Source organism: Variovorax fucosicus, from assembly GCF_030316825.1.
GTDB lineage: Bacteria > Pseudomonadota > Gammaproteobacteria > Burkholderiales > Burkholderiaceae_C > Variovorax > Variovorax fucosicus.
Genome location: NZ_JASZYU010000001.1, coordinates 2,126,400 through 2,140,827, shown reverse-complemented (window position 1 = coordinate 2,140,827; position 14,428 = coordinate 2,126,400). Strand labels below are relative to the sequence as shown.

Here is a 14,428-nt window from a genome sequence, read left to right as displayed (position 1 = left end):
TCAGGAAGCCAGGCCCCACTTCTTCAGGATGCCGTCGATGGTGCCGTCGGCCTTGAGCTTGGTGAGCGCGGCGTTGACCTTGCCCATCGTCTCGGTGTCACCCTTGCGTGTCGCGATGCCGATGCTGTTGACCATGGTCGGCTTGAAGGTCGTTGCCATGCGCAGGTTGGGGAACAGCCCGCGCGAGATGGCGAAGGCGGCGATCGGTGAGTCCAGAAAACCCGCGTCGATGCGCCCGGCATTGGCGTCGCGCATCAGGTCGGCGGTGGTGTCGTACAGCTTCACCTCGGTGAAAAGGCCGCTCTTTTGCAGCGGGTCGACGAAGGCCGTGCCGACCTGCACGCCGACGCGCTTGCCCTTCAGGTCGGCCATGGCGACGTACCCGGTCTTGTCCGCCACCGGCACCACCACGCCCTCGCCGTAGCTGTAGATCGGCTGCGAGAAGTCGACCACCTCCTGGCGCACCGGCGTGATGAACATCGCGGCCGAGATCAGGTCGATGCGCTTGGTGGTGAGCGAGCTGATCAGCGTGGAGAACTGCATCGGCTCGATCTGCACGCCGAAGCCGGCCTCCTTGCCGACCGCCTTGACGATGTCGGCCATCACGCCGTCGATCGAGTTGGTCTTGGTGTCGAGAAAGGTGAAGGGGCTGCCGGTCGGCGTGGAGCCGACCTTCAGCACGGTCTGGGCCGAGGCCGGCGCCGTCATCGACAAGGCGAGCGTGGCCAGCAGCGAGGCGGCAAGTGCAGCGAGTTTCATGGGGTTTTTCCTTTTCGGGTGGGCGGTGGAGGGAGAGATGCGGATGCGGAGAGCGGTGCGCGCGTGATGGCCCACAGCACCGTGGTGAGCGTGGTGCCGGGGTTGCGCCAGCGGCGGGGCGTGCTACCGTCGTAGCAAAAGCTGTCGCCGGCCTGCAACTTGAGCAGCCGGTCTTCGATGAAGAGCTCGAGCTGGCCCTCGATGACGTAGCCGACCTGCTCGCCCTTGTGCGTGAAAAAGAGCTCGTCGCCGGTCGAGCCGCCGGATTCGATCACGGCGCGGTACATCTCGACCCGGCCGGTCGCGGCCGGCGGCGTCAGGTTTTCCTTGTGGATGCCCTTGTCGCCCAGGTCGATGCGGCGGTGCGCGCCTGCGCGCACCACGGCGCCGTCGACCTCGCCCTGGGTGTCGGCATGCCTGGTGTTGCGCACCAGCGTTTCCATCGGCAGCTGCAGCTCGCTTGCCAGCGCCTCGAGCGTGCGCATCGAAATCGAGCGCAGCCCGCGTTCGATCTGGCTCAGCAGGCTCACCGAGATGCCGCAGGCCAGCGCCACCTGCTGCAGCGGCCGCCCCAGTGCCTTGCGGCGCCGGCGCAACTGCTCACCCAGCCAGAGATCGATGACCGAGTGAATGTGGTGCGCTGGAACCCTTTCAGGTGCATCGGCGGGCTCGGCTGGCAAAGGTTGGCGGCTGTTCATGGAGAATGGGGCATCGGCGTGAAACTTTTACGCTTGTGAATATTTCACATGCAATTCCCGAGCCAATGTAGTCGCTGCCGACTGCTTTCCCATCCGGACAAACGTGTAGACGCCCTGCGCGGGTTGCAGCCCCCCGGCATGGGCCTTGCGGTGGTGTTGGCCTACGGCAGGTTCGGCAGGCCATACGTGGCGGCTGTAACCCGGATGGCGCAAAGTCCTGCTTTTTGTCCGGAAAGTCCATGTCAGACACCCCGCATCCCCACGCGCTCGAAGAAGGCGCCCCGCACCCGCTTGGCGCCACCTACACCGGCCGCGGGGTCAATTTCGCGGTGTTCTCTGCGCATGCCACCAAGGTGCAGGTGTGCCTGTACGACGACGCCGGCACCACCGAAACCGCTTGCGTCACGCTGCCCGAGTACACCGACGAGGTGTGGCACGGCTTTGTGCCCGGCCTGCTGCCCGGCACGCGCTACGGCCTGCGGGTGCACGGCCCCTACGACCCCGAGAGGGGCCACCGCTTCAACCACCACAAGCTGCTGCTCGACCCCTATGCCAAAGCGCACATGGGCGAGCTCAAGTGGGGCCCCGAGGTGTTCGGCTACACCGTCGGCCATCCGGATGGCGACCTGAGCTTCGACGAGCGCGACAGCGCGCCCTTCATGCCCAAGTGCGTGGTGGTCGACTCGCGCTTTGAGTGGAAACAGACCGACGTGCGCGTGCCCTGGAACCAGACCGTGTTCTACGAGACGCACGTGCGCGGCTTCACCATGAAGCACCCGGGCGTGCCCGAGCACTTTCGCGGCACCTTCGCCGGGCTGGCACGCGACGAGGTTATCGGCCCGATCCGCGCGCTGGGCGTGACCAGCGTCGAGCTGCTGCCGGTGCAGATGTTCCTGAACCAGCCTTTTCTCACCGACAAGGGCCTCACCAACTTCTGGGGCTACGACACCATCGGCTTCTTTGCGCTCGACCAGCGCTACATGGACGGCCCGAACATCGACGAGTTCAAGTACATGGTCGACCGCTTTCATGCCCACGGGCTCGAAGTGATCATGGACGTGGTCTACAACCACACGCCCGAAGGCAACGAGATGGGCCCGACGCTGTCGTTCAAGGGCATCGACAACGCGAGCTACTACCGCCTGATGCCGCCCGGCGAAGACGGGCTGGGCAAGCGCTATTACATCAATGACACCGGCACCGGCAACACCGTCAACCTGAGCCACCCGCGCGTGCTGCAGATGGTGACCGACAGCCTGCGCTACTGGGTGACCGAGATGCGCGTGGACGGCTTCCGCTTCGACCTGGCCACCATCCTGGCGCGCGAGCCACACGGCTTCGACGAAGGCGGCGGCTTCCTCAAGAGCTGCCGGCAGGATCCGGTGCTCTCCAGCGTGAAGCTGATCGCCGAGCCCTGGGACATCGGCCCCGGCGGCTACCAGGTGGGCGGCTTTCCGCCCGGTTGGGCCGAGTGGAACGACCAGTTCCGCGACACCGTGCGCGCCTTCTGGAAGGGCGACGAGGCCATGGCACCGGCGCTGGCGCAATGCCTCACCGCCAGCAGCGACCGCTTCAACAACCGCGGCCGCCGGCCGTGGGCCAGCGTCAACTTCGTTACCGCGCACGACGGCTTCACGCTGGCCGACACGGTGAGCTACAACGACAAGCACAACGAGGCCAACGGCGAAGACAACCGCGACGGCCATTCGGACAACCGCAGCTGGAACTGCGGCGTCGAAGGCCCGACCGACGACGAAGACATACTGGCGCTGCGTGCACGCCAGCAGCGCAACCTGCTGGCCACGCTGCTGCTGTCGCAGGGCACGCCGATGCTGCTGGCGGGCGACGAGTTCGGCCGCACGCAGCAGGGCAACAACAACGCCTACTGCCAGGACGACGACATCAGCTGGGTCGACTGGCAGAAGGCCGGCGAGGCGCGCGGCCATGCGCTCACGCAGTTCGTGCAGCACATCACCCACCTGCGCAGAACGCTGCCGGTGCTGCGCCGCAACCGCTTTCTCACGGGCCAGTTCAGCGCGGCCGCGCAGGTGAAAGACGCGACCTGGCTCGCGCCCGACGGTGCCGAGATGGACCATGCGCACTGGCAGGATCCGCAGACCCGCTGCTTCGGCCTGCTGCTGGAAGGCACCGCGCCCGGTTCGTCACTGCCGCAGCCCGCGGCCGACGCCAGCGTGCTGCTGGTGTTCAATGCGTGGGAAGGCGCGATCGACTTCAAGCTGCCGCCGCGCGGCAAGAGCCGCGGCAAGGTGTGGACACGCGTGGTCGACACCGCGCTCGAGGCGCAGGCCGAAGACGCCTTCAAGCCCGGCCATCACTACACCGTGACCGGCCGTTCCCTGCTTGTTTTCAGATCGACGACATGACGGCCTCGCCTCAGTCGACCTTCGCGCCCGAGGCCTTCACCACCAAGCCCATCGCGTCCCAGTCGCTGCGCAGCAGCTGTTGGAACTCGGCCGGCGTCTGGGTGCGTGGCTCTACGCCGAGCCGCACGAAGCGCTCCTGGATCGCCGGGTCGGCCAGCACCTTGTTGACAGCCGCGTTGAGCTTGTCGACCTCGGCCTTCGGCGTGGCGGCCGGCGCGAGCAGGCCGATCCACGAGTCGAAGGCGTAGCCCGGCAGGCCGCTTTCGGCCACGGTTGGCAGATTGGGCAGGAACGGGCTGCGCTTCTGGCCGGTGGTGGCCAGCAGCTTCAGGCGTGCGTCGTTCTGGAAGCCGATGACGCCGATGCTCGACGAGATCACCGCCTGCACGCGGCCGGCCAGCACTTCGTTGACTGCCTCGCCGGTCGACTTGGTCGGGATGTGCGTCATCTGCAGGCCGGCCTTCGCGAGAAACGATGCCATTGCCAGGTGCGTGGCGCTGCCGTTGCCGGCCGAGGCGTAGTTGTACTTGCCGGGGTTGGCCTTGACCTCCTTGATGAAGTCGGCCGTGGTGGCCACATTCATGCCGCTGGCCACCGCGAGCGCATAGCCCGCATTGCCGATGTTGGCGACGCCGACGAAGTCTTTCAGCGGGTCGTAGCTGAGCTTGCTGTAGAGGTGGCCGCCAATGTGGTGGCTGGCCGCGGCCAGGACCAGCGTATTGCCGTCGGCCGGCGCCTTGGCCACGATGGCCGAGCCCACCGTGCCGCCCGCCCCTGCGCGGTTCTCCACCACCGTGGTGGCGCCGAGCGCGGTGCCCAGCTCGGCATTGAAGGCGCGTGCCACCGTGTCCTGCACGGCGCCGGTGCCGAAGGGCACGACGATGTGGATCACGCGCTGCTGCTGCGCGAACGCAGCAGGCAGCGTGGCCGCCATGGCCAATGCGATGAGGGAACGTCGGGCCAGAAGAAGCGCGGTGGTGGTGGTCATGTTCATGGGGTTCATGGAGTTCCTGCGGCAGGCATCCACCGTTGCACCAGCTTCACGAAGTAGCTGGCGCCGATCGGGATGATCTCGTCGTTGAAGTCGAACGAGGTGTTGTGGATGATGCAAGGCCCGGGCCCGTGGCCGTCGAGCCGGTGGTCGCCGTCGCCATTGCCAAGGAATGCGTAGCAGCCCGGCCGCGCCATCAGCATGTGCGCAAAGTCTTCGGCGCCCATGACCGCGGGGAAATCGTCGGTGACCATGTCGTCGCCCACCACCTCGCGCATCACGCCCGCGGCAAAGCGCGCCTCGGCGAGATGGTTGACCACCGGCGGCGAAGCGCGCACGAAGCTCACCTCGGCCGTGCAGCCATGCGCCTCCGCCACGCCCCGGGCCACCGTGCGCAGGCGCTCTTCGATCTTGTCCAGTGCGTCGATTGAAAAGGTGCGCACCGTGCCACCGACCGTGGCAACGTCGGGAATCACGTTGGGCGCGTCGGAGCCCTGCAGCTGCGTCACGGCCAGCAGCGCACGCTCGGTGCTGGCGATGGTGCGCGGCACGATGGTCTGCAACTGCTGCGCCAGCGTGACCACCGCGGCCACCGGGTCGATGCCCGTGTGCGGCATCGAAGCATGCGTGCCGCGGCCGCGCAGCGTGATCTTCCAGGTGTTGCTCGACGCCATCAGCGCGCCCTCGTTGAGTGCAAAGCGCCCTACTTCGCCCACCGGAAAGTTGTGCAGCGCGAACACCGCGTCGCACGGAAAGCGCTCGAACAAGCCGTCCTGGATCATCTTCTTCGCGCCCGCCTTGCCCATCTCTTCGGCCGGCTGAAAGATGAAGTGCACCGTGCCATCGAAATCATCTTTCAGCCCCTGTTGCGACAGATGCCAGGCCGCCGCCAGCAGCATGGTGGTGTGGCCGTCATGCCCGCAGGCGTGCATGCGGCCCGCGTGCGTGGACTTGTGCGCGAACTCGTTGGCCTCGTTGAGCGGCAGCGCGTCCATGTCGGCCCGCAGCCCGATGGTGCGCGTGCCCGTGCCCTTGCGCAGCACCCCCACCAGCCCCGTGCCCGCGATGCCGCGGTGCACCTCGATGCCCCACTCAGCGAGCAGCGCCGCAACTTTCTCGGAAGTGCGATGCTCCTCGAAGCCGAGCTCGGGATGCGCGTGGATGTCGCGGCGGATGTCGGTGAAGCGGGTGGCCTGGGTGGCGAAAGCGTCGAGGAGGTTCATGCGCGGGAGTCGGAAGAAGGACGAGGCGGGCGAAGCGGACGATTCTGCAGCGGACTGCGAAGGCTGTCATGCGGCGGCTCGCCAAGCCTTGCGCCAAGAGCGGCCGTCCGCTCGGTACACTCGCGCCGTTCGTTTCTTCCAGCCCCAGGATTCCTCGAATGCGCCGACTTGCCAAGCCTCAGGACATCGAGGCAGTGTTCTCAATCTACGCGCACGAGAAGGTAGTGCCCTTCCTCACCTACGAGCCCATGTTGCTCGGCGCGTTCGAAGGCATCTACAAGGAGCTCGTCGACAGCGGTTGCTTCTATGTGTGGGAAGCCGACGGCTCAATCGCCGGCTTCTACAAGGCGACCCGCTACCCAGGCCGGGTGCGGCATGTCGCCTTGCTTGGAACCCTGGCGGTAGACCCACGCCGCCACGGGCAAGGGGTGGGGCATGCCATGCTCACCGATGCGATCGAGCGACTCAAGGCCGACGGCATCAGGCGCATCGAGCTGTACGCCGAGAGCGACAACACGCACGCACTGCGCTTCTATGAAAAGCTCGGGTTCGTACACGAAGGCACTCTGCGCGATTTCTACAAGCGGGCAGACGAATCACACTACGTGGACGAGTACGTGTTGGGACTGCTGGTCGCATGACCCTGCCGTTATGACCCCCGTCATGAACAATACCAAGTGGGAAGAGCTTCGACTTGGCATGCACGGGCTCGGGAAACTGTCGCCAAAGTTTCGCGTGCGCAACCTGCGAAGCCAACGCTTGAGCGAATGGGATGGCGAGTGGTTTCATCATTTCTATGGAAGCCACGCGGAGGACGAATGGGTTGAAATCGCCGTGATCTCTTCGGTTCAGCGCGAGGCTGTTCTGAAGGTGCTTCGCTCGGTGCACGTTCCTGGCGCTGCGAGCGACACAGGGTTCAAGGTATTCGGCTACGTGCCGCTCGGCACTCCAGTTGAGTACCTTTGAGTCGGGCACGGGTTTCGGCCGAAGCGGTTTGCACACAGCTTCGGCCAGGAGCGAACGGTCATCAAGCCGCTGCCAAAATTCCGGTTCAACCTATCCTCGTTTAGCCACCACCCATGCGTCATGTCCTCTTCATCTGCAGCAGGAACAGGCTTCGCAGCCCCACCGCGGAGAGCCTGTTCGCGGGGCCTGACATCGAGACGGACTCCGCGGGCCTCGCGCCCGACGCAGACTGCGTGCTGAGCGTCGAACAGGTTGAGTGGGCGGACCTCATATTCGTGATGGAGAGGCAGCATCGGGTCAAGCTCAAGCAGAGGTTCACGGCGTCTTTGCAGGGGAAAAAGGTCGTGTGCCTGGATGTTCCTGACCGGTATCAGTTCATGCAGCCTGAACTCGTCACGCTGCTGCAGCAGAAGGTGGGTCAGCATCTGCGTTAGTCGCGGCCCGGATCGGGCAACCCGGAATTCGAAAGTCACCGGTATTGAGGATTGCCATTCGCTTCCGAGCGGCGTATCTTGGCTGTCGAGAAGAAGGAGCGATCCATGCCTTCACCAGCGGGCTTCTTACAAAGAGACAAACGCGACACGCCCTCCAGCTCATTGAGCTACGCGGACGCAATGGCGCCGCCATCGGATGCCGAGTTGTGCGAGCGCGCCGTGCTCGCCATCTGGCACAGTCTGGACGAGCACGATCTCGTGGACGAGCGGGTACGAGCCGGCCTGGCGAGCGTCCTTGAACCATTGAGCGCTCTGGACTTGGGGGATCGCCTACAACGGTTGCTCGACACGCTCAGGTTGCCCGACCCGATCGATGCAGTTCACCTGTATTGGCTCACTCGCCGGCTCCTGACTTTTGTTCCCGAACTGCAAGCCGTGGCCGCCAGGTCGGGCGGCAATGGACTGCCGCCCTTCGCCTGACGGCCTAGGTGACGACTTGAAAGATGCCCGCCACGGGGAACCAGTCTTTGCCGCCCGAGGCAAAGCCAACTACGGCGTGATCCGCGAAATTGAGCACCGCAGTCAGCGTGAAGTCGGCGCCTGATTTGTACGAGAACACACCGACATCCTTGGTCATCTGGGTTGCGAAGTAGGGCACCTTCTCTGGCGCCTTCCTGGGCTTGACGTCGTTTGCCGGTTTCTGCGTCGCGCCGACGGCGTGCCATTCGACAGTGCCGTTCTTGTGAAACACATGCTCGTGCGTCTGACCTTTGGTCGGGCCTTCGGTCCAGCTCAGCCGGATCGTGGCGCCGCTGATTCTGTTGGCGATTGTCATGGTGAGTAATCCAGGGTGGCGTGCTCAGACTCCCTGTTGTCTCCGGTACCGGTATCGACCAGAGTGACCGAAGACGATGTCGGCAACAAGGCCAATTCGACGTCGGCAGCAAGGCAGAGGCGTCAACTGGATACCTTGTTCTTACTGGCTCGTTGCATTTACTCAAATGTGTAGCCGGTGGCTGACAAGACGAGGCGCCATGTCACCCGAAACTTGCAGCCATGTCCCAATATCTCGTCATCGTCATCGTGTGCCTCGCTTCGGCGCTCGCACTGATTCTGGCCTTGCCGACCGACGCGGTTTCGTCGAATTGGGAGTGGCCAGCGACCACCGCGGCTCCCAGGTAGGCCCGCCACGGGATCGCCGATGCGCCGCAACGCAACGAAAACCTGGACTGCGGCCTTTCTCTTTCTGTTTTTCTTTCTGATTGCACTGGTTTCTCCGGTGCGGGCACAGACCACCCAGCGGGTGGTGGACATTCCCACCCGGCCGGGGGTGACGCAGCGAATGCTCGTGCTGTCACCTCCAACGCCCAAGGCGGCCGTGGTGCTCTTTGCGGGCGGGCACGGGGGCCTGCAGATCTTCCCCAATGGCTCATTCAATTGGGGCGCCGGAAACTTCCTCGTTCGCACACGGGACTTGTTTGCAGAGCAGGGGCTCATGGTTGCGGTCATCGATGCCCCGTCCGATCGGCAGAGTCCGCCCTACCTCGGCGGCTTTCGTCAGACGCGCGAGCATGCGGCGGACATCAAGGCGGTCATTGCATGGATGCGGGAGCAATCCAAGGCGCCCGTATGGCTTGTGGGCACCAGCCGCGGCACGCAGTCCGCGGCCTACGTCGCCACCGAGCTTTCCGGACCAGAAGGGCCGGACGGCATTGTCTTGAGCTCGACCATTCTTGTTGACGGGCGCAGCCGCGCCGTGCCGGCCATGCCGCTGGAAAAGATCCGGATCCCGGTTCTCGTCGTGCACCACGAGCAGGATGGCTGCGCCCTCTGCGCGTTTGCCGAGGTGCCCGCACTCATGGCGAAGCTGTCAAACTCGCCGCGGAAGGAGTTGTTGGCCTTCACCGGCGGAGACAACAAAGGCGATCCATGCGAGGCCAGGGCATTCCACGGCTTCAATGGGCTTGAACGCGAAGTCGTCCAGCAAATCGCTGCCTGGACGCTCGCCAGATAAAAAAACGAGGAATCGACATGGGACTCGCAGGGTTTCGCCGCGCGCTCGCGGTATTCGGCAGCGGCTTGATCCTCGCGGCGATGTCCGCCTGTGGTGGCGGGGGCGGAGGTGGGGGCGGCGGAGGCGGCATCGCGATCGTGCCGCTGACCGGCAGCGCGCCTGCTGCCCAGCCTGCGCCCTCGCCGACCGGCCGTGTGGTGACGGAGACCGTCCGGGCAAAGGCAACCGGCATCTCTTACGTGGTCGAGATCTTCATCCCCGCTGCCTATGACAGCAGCACCGATGCATTCCCCTCCATCTACGCACTCGACGGAGATGCGACCAACGGGCTGCCCAACACGCGGTTCGGCAACCTCCAGAACATTCTGCTCAAGCGCGGCACGAAGGCCCTGCTCATCGGCATCGGTGGCAGCGCGCGGCGGCAGGAGGACTACAACTTTCCGGGTGCCTATGCGTACCACGACTTCCTCACGAAGGATCTGATTCCCTTCATCGAATCGAAGTACCGGACGGACCCGAAGAAGCGGATGCTCACGGGCCTGTCGACCAGCGGCAACCTGGCGGCCACCGCCCTCTTCCTCGAGGCGCCGGACAACCTGGTCTTCTCGTACTTCATTTCCATCGAGGCCGCCTTCTGGCAGCAGAAGGCCCAGAACTACGAGCTGGAACAGAAGATGTTCGATGCGCTGGCCGGCAGGCCCCTCCCCGTCACTTTGATACTCGCGCACTGCGCCAGCAACTGCAATCAGGTGGATGTGAAGGAGATGTACCAGCGCATGGCGGCCAGGGGCTATGCGGGACTGACGCTCATAGAAACCGAGTTCTCGGCGACCCATGTGGGAACGGACGTGCTGGCGTTCGAAGACGCGATGGTCAGACTCCTGAACTAGGAATAGTGAGCGCTGCGCCGGTCCGATCTGCGCGTGTACGGCAGACGTGGATACGGCCCGCAAGCCGGCGCTCAGGCGACCGGCCCACCCCAGCCGATGCCGAATCCGCCGGTGCGCCGTGCCGCATCGGCATCATCCAGGCTCTTGGCCGCGCGGCGCGCCGAGTAGTCGGCGAACAGGGCATCGATGGCGCGCGCTCGCTGCTCGGCGGCACTGGCGCGGCCGTCGGCCTGCAAGCTGCCCTTCACGAGGAACCGGCCATCGGCTTGCTGAAGCTGGGCAGCCACGCCAGGCGCCGGAACCCCCGGGATGGCAATGCCCGCCCGGCGAAGGATGGTCTCTTTCTGGTCGGTGGTGAGCATGACTGGCTCCTTGAGCAAATGGCGTACCCGCGTCGTGAGCAGGATATGCACCAGGGGCAGGCCGCCGCTGTCAGCAACGGTGCATTCGTGTTGTCGGCCGGCGCTTCAGGCGCGCTACCAGGCGATCGGCGCCGCTCCGAAGGCCGCCAGCTTCGCGTTGACCGCTGCGAACGGATTCGGCCCGTTGCTGAAGCCTGGGGCCACCGGGTGCGGCAGCGCAACCTCGCCGGCGCGCGTTTCCCAGGTGCCTGCCTGGGTGGCCGCCAGCTTCACGCCTTCGCTCGCGAGCAGCTTCTGTGCAAATCCGCCGAGGCACAGGAAAACCACCTGGCCGCTCGTGCGCGTTGCCATCGATCGCAGCACCTGGCCGACCACCGGCCGCCAGAAGGGGATGTGGCCGCGCGTCTGTTCCGGTGCGCCGCCCGATTTGTAGCGCGTGATGGTGAGCCCGGCATTGAGGAAGAGCACGCCCTGCGTTTGCTGCAGCCGATCGAAGAGGGCGCGCGGCGATTCGAGCGCGACCGCGGGCGTTGCGATGTGGCGAACGAACGTGGTCCAGCTCATCATCAACACGGCCGGGTCGTTGGTGCGCGCCGCCACCAACATGCGCAGCAGCACGCGCAGGCTGTTGGCGACCGACGCCGCGGGCAGGCCCCAGGCGTCGATGTCGCCCTGCTCGAAGGAGCGGCCGGTCGCGCGGCTCAGCGCGGGGTAGGGATCCTGGCCGATCAGCACGCAGCGCACCTTGGCGGGCGCGAGGCCGTCGAAGGCGCGGAACACGTGGGCATCGGGCCGCGCGCCGGGCAGCGGCTGGTCGCGTCGCGCCGGGTAGATCGGTTGCAGGTCGTCGTAGGTCAGCGTGCCGCCGACCGCGGTCGGGTTGGGGCTGGCGCCGGCGAGCGCCGTGCGCCAGGCGGGCGTGAGGTCGTTGCGCCAGTTGACGGTGAAGTCGTTCAATGCGTCGCGCAGGAGGGCCATGGTGCGGCGGCGTTCACGACCAGAGGTCGCGCAGCCCCTCCTTGATCGTGTCGGGGACGTTCCTTTGCGCGTCCAGGGCGTCGAGGTAGCCGGCATCGTCGACGACGGTCAGCGCATCGATCGCGAGCGGCATGACGACGGCCGAGAGCTTCTTCGTTTCCGCGAACACCGGCCGCATCGCCGCGGCCCGCAGCGTGCGGCCGCCGGGCACGCGCACCGGCAGGTTGGCGCGCATCTCGACGCCGGTGTCGAGGATCTCGTCGAGCGCGAGCCGCCAGGTGTTGGCGCCGGCACGCGCCATCGCCATCAGTGAGATCGGCCGCGGGCGCTCGGCCTTGCGTGCGAGCGCGGGCAGACCGCGCAGCGCGCGGGTCAGGCGATCGCTTGCGCCAGAGAGCGTGAGATCCTTCGTCAGCGGGTCTTCGGCCGGGTGCGCGAGGAACAGCATGCGGTTGGTGCCGCCGACTTTGAGCGTCTCGCCCGCGAAGCCCAGCTTGCGCATCAGCGCCGCGTCGCCGAAGCGGCCGACCCCGTTGATCATCACGAGCGCGAGGTCCGACTCCTTGGCGCGGATGAGCTGCTGGTAAGGGTCGCCCGCGGCGCCCTCGACCACGATGAGGTCGGCACGCTTGCCCACCTCGACGGAGCCGACCACGCGCTCCCAGCCGAGCAGCCCGGCCGACGCGCGCGTGACCATCGCGACCAGTTCTCGCGGCGTGAAGATCGCCCCGTTGGCCTCGCTGAGAATGTGCGCGACCTTGAGCTCGTTGAGCAGGTTGCGGCTGCCCGAGGGCGCCCAGTCGCAGCCAAGCGATATCGGCACGCCGGCCGCCTTGGCCGCGGCGATGTCGGCGGTGCCGCCGTACAGCAGCATGTTGCTGAAGGGCGACCACACCATGCTGCCGCCGTTGGCCGCCAGCACCTGGAAGTCCGGCGCCTGCAGCGCCGCCGCGTGGATGCCGCAAAGCGAGGGCGTGATCGCCCAGCTGGCGCCCCCGATCTGCAGCGACTGGAAGGCGCGGCGCGCGGTCGCGTCGGTGCCTTCGGACAGGTGCAGGAGGTAGCAGGTCTTTTCCTTCTTGAGGCGCGTGAGGAACGTCTGCGCGTCCTTGGCCGCCACGTCGGGCACGCGCGTCGAGGCCGCGGGCAGCGCGGCTTCGTCGTCGGTGGCCTCGACGTTGCGCACCACGCCGCGGAAGTAGCGCCGGATTCCCGACTGGTTCGCCAGCGTGATGCCCTGGCCGGTGGTGGTGCCGCCGATCAGCGCCTTGGCCTCGACGTAGCGGCAGATGGACGCCAGCAGCTCGGGCGTGGCCGCGAGCGTCTGCATCGGCGCGGAGATCTTGCTGTGGTACTCGGCGTGGCGGCCCCACTGGCCGCGGTTGCCGAACTTCTTGGGCACCTGCCACAGCGGCAGCACGTTGTAGGGCATGTGGTTGTGCAGGTCGATGAGGCCGGGGTAGATCGTGCCGCCGGTCTCCGTCACCGGCGTGTTGCCGAAGCCCGCGGGCGCGGGCGCTGTCGCCTCCTGCACGGCGACGATGTCTCCGTTCTGCGTGTAGACGCGGCCGTTCGCGATCACCTTGGCGTTGCCGTTCATCGTGACGACGCGGCCTTCGAGCACCACTCTCGGGCTGTCCGCCGGATCGATGGGTTTCCGGGTGGCCATGATTACTCCTCCAGTTCGCACCCCACCTCAAACTCCCCGACGCGCATCGTGACGTGCCGCGGGTTGATGCGCATCAGGCAGAGGTGATATGTCCGAAGCCCGATCGATCCAAACGTACGCCTGAGCAGTTGGCCCTCGTCAAACGGGTTGATCTTCAGGGTGCCTCCATGCGGGTCTGACGCGCGGGCCACAGCACGGACGCAATGGCCACGACCATCAGCACGACGGCTGCCCAGTCCTGCCAATGCACGGCCTCGCCGAGCCACACCGCGCCGCTGAAAACGCCAAGCACGGGGATGAGCATGACGCTGAGCGACGACGCGATGGGCGGAAGGCCGCGTGCGAGATAGAACCAGGCGGCATGCGCGAAACCGAAAATCAGGATGGCGTTGTAGGCGATAGCGCCCCAGGTCGCGCTGCCCGGCAGGCTCAGCGGCCGCTCGAACAGCAGCGCCAGTACCGTCATCACGGTGGCCGTGAGCGTCGTCATCCAGAACGAGATCGTGAGGGTTGGAACCTCGATCCGGGTGCGGCGCAACAGCTGCGTGCCAAGCGCCCAGGTACAAGCGGCGAAGAGCGCCAGCGCGACATAGCCGGGCCGTCCCGCAAGATCGGTGAACTCGTGCCACAACAGCAGCGCGACGCCGGCGGCGGCCGCGCTGACACCCAGCCAGCCGCGCCTGGAGAGTGCCGTGGAGAACAGCAGCGCGCCGATCACCGCCGAGAAGACCGGCATGCTGTAGCCGAGGATGGCCGCGCGACCGCTCGACAACGCATTCACTGCCAGGATGATGCAGGCATGCCAGATGAACATGTTGGTGGCGCTGAGCCATAGCAACTCGGGCCAGTTCTTGCGCGCGATGCGAAACGGCACTTTCATCGCGACCAGTGCCAGGCCAAGGATCGGGACGCCCAGCCAGATCGAGATCGCCCGAAAGGTCAGCGGCGGATAGCCGGTAACGCCCAGCTTCATGACCGGCCAGTTGAGGCCCCAGACCAATGTCAGCGGAACGAGCAGGGCGAGCTGCAGTCGGGTGAGGGTTTGCATCGGAGGCGAAGC

The 14,428-nt window shown here is 66.1% G+C and carries 16 protein-coding genes; 7 read left to right on the top strand and 9 right to left on the bottom strand.

Annotated features, from left to right (window positions below; genetic code table 11):
• Complete coding sequence (locus QTI05_RS10225; protein ID WP_286540300.1) at positions 1 to 759, bottom strand: ABC transporter substrate-binding protein; 759 nt, start codon at positions 757 to 759, stop codon at positions 1 to 3.
• On the bottom strand, positions 756 to 1,457 hold the full coding sequence (locus QTI05_RS10220; RefSeq protein ID WP_286624263.1) for a helix-turn-helix domain-containing protein: 702 nt from the start codon (positions 1,455 to 1,457) through the stop codon (positions 756 to 758). Before QTI05_RS10220 ends, QTI05_RS10225 begins: the two co-directional genes overlap by 4 nt.
• 239 nt (positions 1,458 to 1,696) lie before the next feature.
• Between QTI05_RS10220 and glgX the strand changes: the two genes are divergently transcribed.
• On the top strand, positions 1,697 to 3,841 hold the full coding sequence (gene glgX, locus QTI05_RS10215) for a glycogen debranching protein GlgX (protein WP_286624261.1): 2,145 nt from the start codon (positions 1,697 to 1,699) through the stop codon (positions 3,839 to 3,841).
• A gap of 10 nt (positions 3,842 to 3,851) precedes the next feature.
• Here the strand turns inward: glgX and QTI05_RS10210 are convergent, their stop codons facing one another.
• Both QTI05_RS10210 and QTI05_RS10205 read right to left on the bottom strand, forming a co-directional pair.
• The gene (locus QTI05_RS10210) at positions 3,852 to 4,829 is read right to left on the bottom strand and encodes a tripartite tricarboxylate transporter substrate binding protein (RefSeq protein ID WP_286624657.1); all 978 of its coding nucleotides are present in this window, start codon (positions 4,827 to 4,829) and stop codon (positions 3,852 to 3,854) included.
• Positions 4,830 to 4,840: 11 nt separating this feature from the next.
• Complete coding sequence (locus QTI05_RS10205; protein WP_286624259.1) at positions 4,841 to 6,055, bottom strand: M20 aminoacylase family protein; 1,215 nt, start codon at positions 6,053 to 6,055, stop codon at positions 4,841 to 4,843.
• 158 nt (positions 6,056 to 6,213) lie between these two features.
• Here QTI05_RS10205 and QTI05_RS10200 point away from each other — a divergent pair, with 158 nt between their 5' ends.
• The 4 genes from QTI05_RS10200 (at position 6,214) to QTI05_RS10185 (ending at position 7,935) form a co-directional block, all read left to right on the top strand.
• Positions 6,214 to 6,696 (top strand): GNAT family N-acetyltransferase, encoded by a 483-nt coding sequence (locus QTI05_RS10200; RefSeq protein ID WP_286657806.1) that lies wholly within the window; start codon positions 6,214 to 6,216, stop codon positions 6,694 to 6,696.
• Between the two features lie 22 nt (positions 6,697 to 6,718).
• Positions 6,719 to 7,021 (top strand): DUF6678 family protein, encoded by a 303-nt coding sequence (locus QTI05_RS10195; RefSeq protein ID WP_286540305.1) that lies wholly within the window; start codon positions 6,719 to 6,721, stop codon positions 7,019 to 7,021.
• A gap of 113 nt (positions 7,022 to 7,134) precedes the next feature.
• Complete coding sequence (locus QTI05_RS10190; RefSeq protein WP_286540306.1) at positions 7,135 to 7,455, top strand: low molecular weight protein tyrosine phosphatase family protein; 321 nt, start codon at positions 7,135 to 7,137, stop codon at positions 7,453 to 7,455.
• A 105-nt stretch (positions 7,456 to 7,560) separates the two neighbouring features.
• Entirely contained in the window at positions 7,561 to 7,935 is a 375-nt protein-coding gene (locus tag QTI05_RS10185; RefSeq protein WP_286540307.1) for a hypothetical protein, read from the top strand.
• 4 nt (positions 7,936 to 7,939) lie between these two features.
• On the opposite strand, the gene QTI05_RS10180 is transcribed toward QTI05_RS10185, so the two are convergent.
• Positions 7,940 to 8,290, bottom strand: coding sequence for a hypothetical protein (locus QTI05_RS10180; protein WP_286540308.1), 351 nt, complete (start codon positions 8,288 to 8,290; stop codon positions 7,940 to 7,942).
• 366 nt (positions 8,291 to 8,656) lie between these two features.
• On the opposite strand from QTI05_RS10180, the gene QTI05_RS10175 reads away from it, so the two are divergent.
• Positions 8,657 to 9,469 carry an alpha/beta hydrolase gene (locus tag QTI05_RS10175; RefSeq protein WP_286624253.1) on the top strand — a complete coding sequence of 271 codons (813 nt, stop codon included), beginning with the start codon at positions 8,657 to 8,659 and terminating at the stop codon, positions 9,467 to 9,469.
• Between the two features lie 17 nt (positions 9,470 to 9,486).
• A complete protein-coding gene (locus QTI05_RS10170; protein ID WP_286624251.1) occupies positions 9,487 to 10,359 on the top strand; it encodes an alpha/beta hydrolase in 873 nt (290 codons plus the stop codon).
• Positions 10,360 to 10,430: 71 nt separating this feature from the next.
• On the opposite strand, the gene QTI05_RS10165 is transcribed toward QTI05_RS10170, so the two are convergent.
• From QTI05_RS10165 to QTI05_RS10150, 4 genes are all read right to left on the bottom strand, one after another.
• The gene (locus QTI05_RS10165; RefSeq protein ID WP_286624250.1) at positions 10,431 to 10,721 is read right to left on the bottom strand and encodes a hypothetical protein; all 291 of its coding nucleotides are present in this window, start codon (positions 10,719 to 10,721) and stop codon (positions 10,431 to 10,433) included.
• A gap of 114 nt (positions 10,722 to 10,835) precedes the next feature.
• The gene (locus tag QTI05_RS10160) at positions 10,836 to 11,699 is read right to left on the bottom strand and encodes a uracil-DNA glycosylase family protein (RefSeq protein ID WP_286624249.1); all 864 of its coding nucleotides are present in this window, start codon (positions 11,697 to 11,699) and stop codon (positions 10,836 to 10,838) included.
• Positions 11,700 to 11,712: 13 nt separating this feature from the next.
• Entirely contained in the window at positions 11,713 to 13,368 is a 1,656-nt protein-coding gene (locus tag QTI05_RS10155; RefSeq protein WP_286624247.1) for an amidohydrolase family protein, read from the bottom strand.
• A 154-nt stretch (positions 13,369 to 13,522) separates the two neighbouring features.
• A complete protein-coding gene (locus QTI05_RS10150; protein ID WP_286624245.1) occupies positions 13,523 to 14,416 on the bottom strand; it encodes a DMT family transporter in 894 nt (297 codons plus the stop codon).
• Positions 14,417 to 14,428 lie beyond the last annotated feature (12 nt).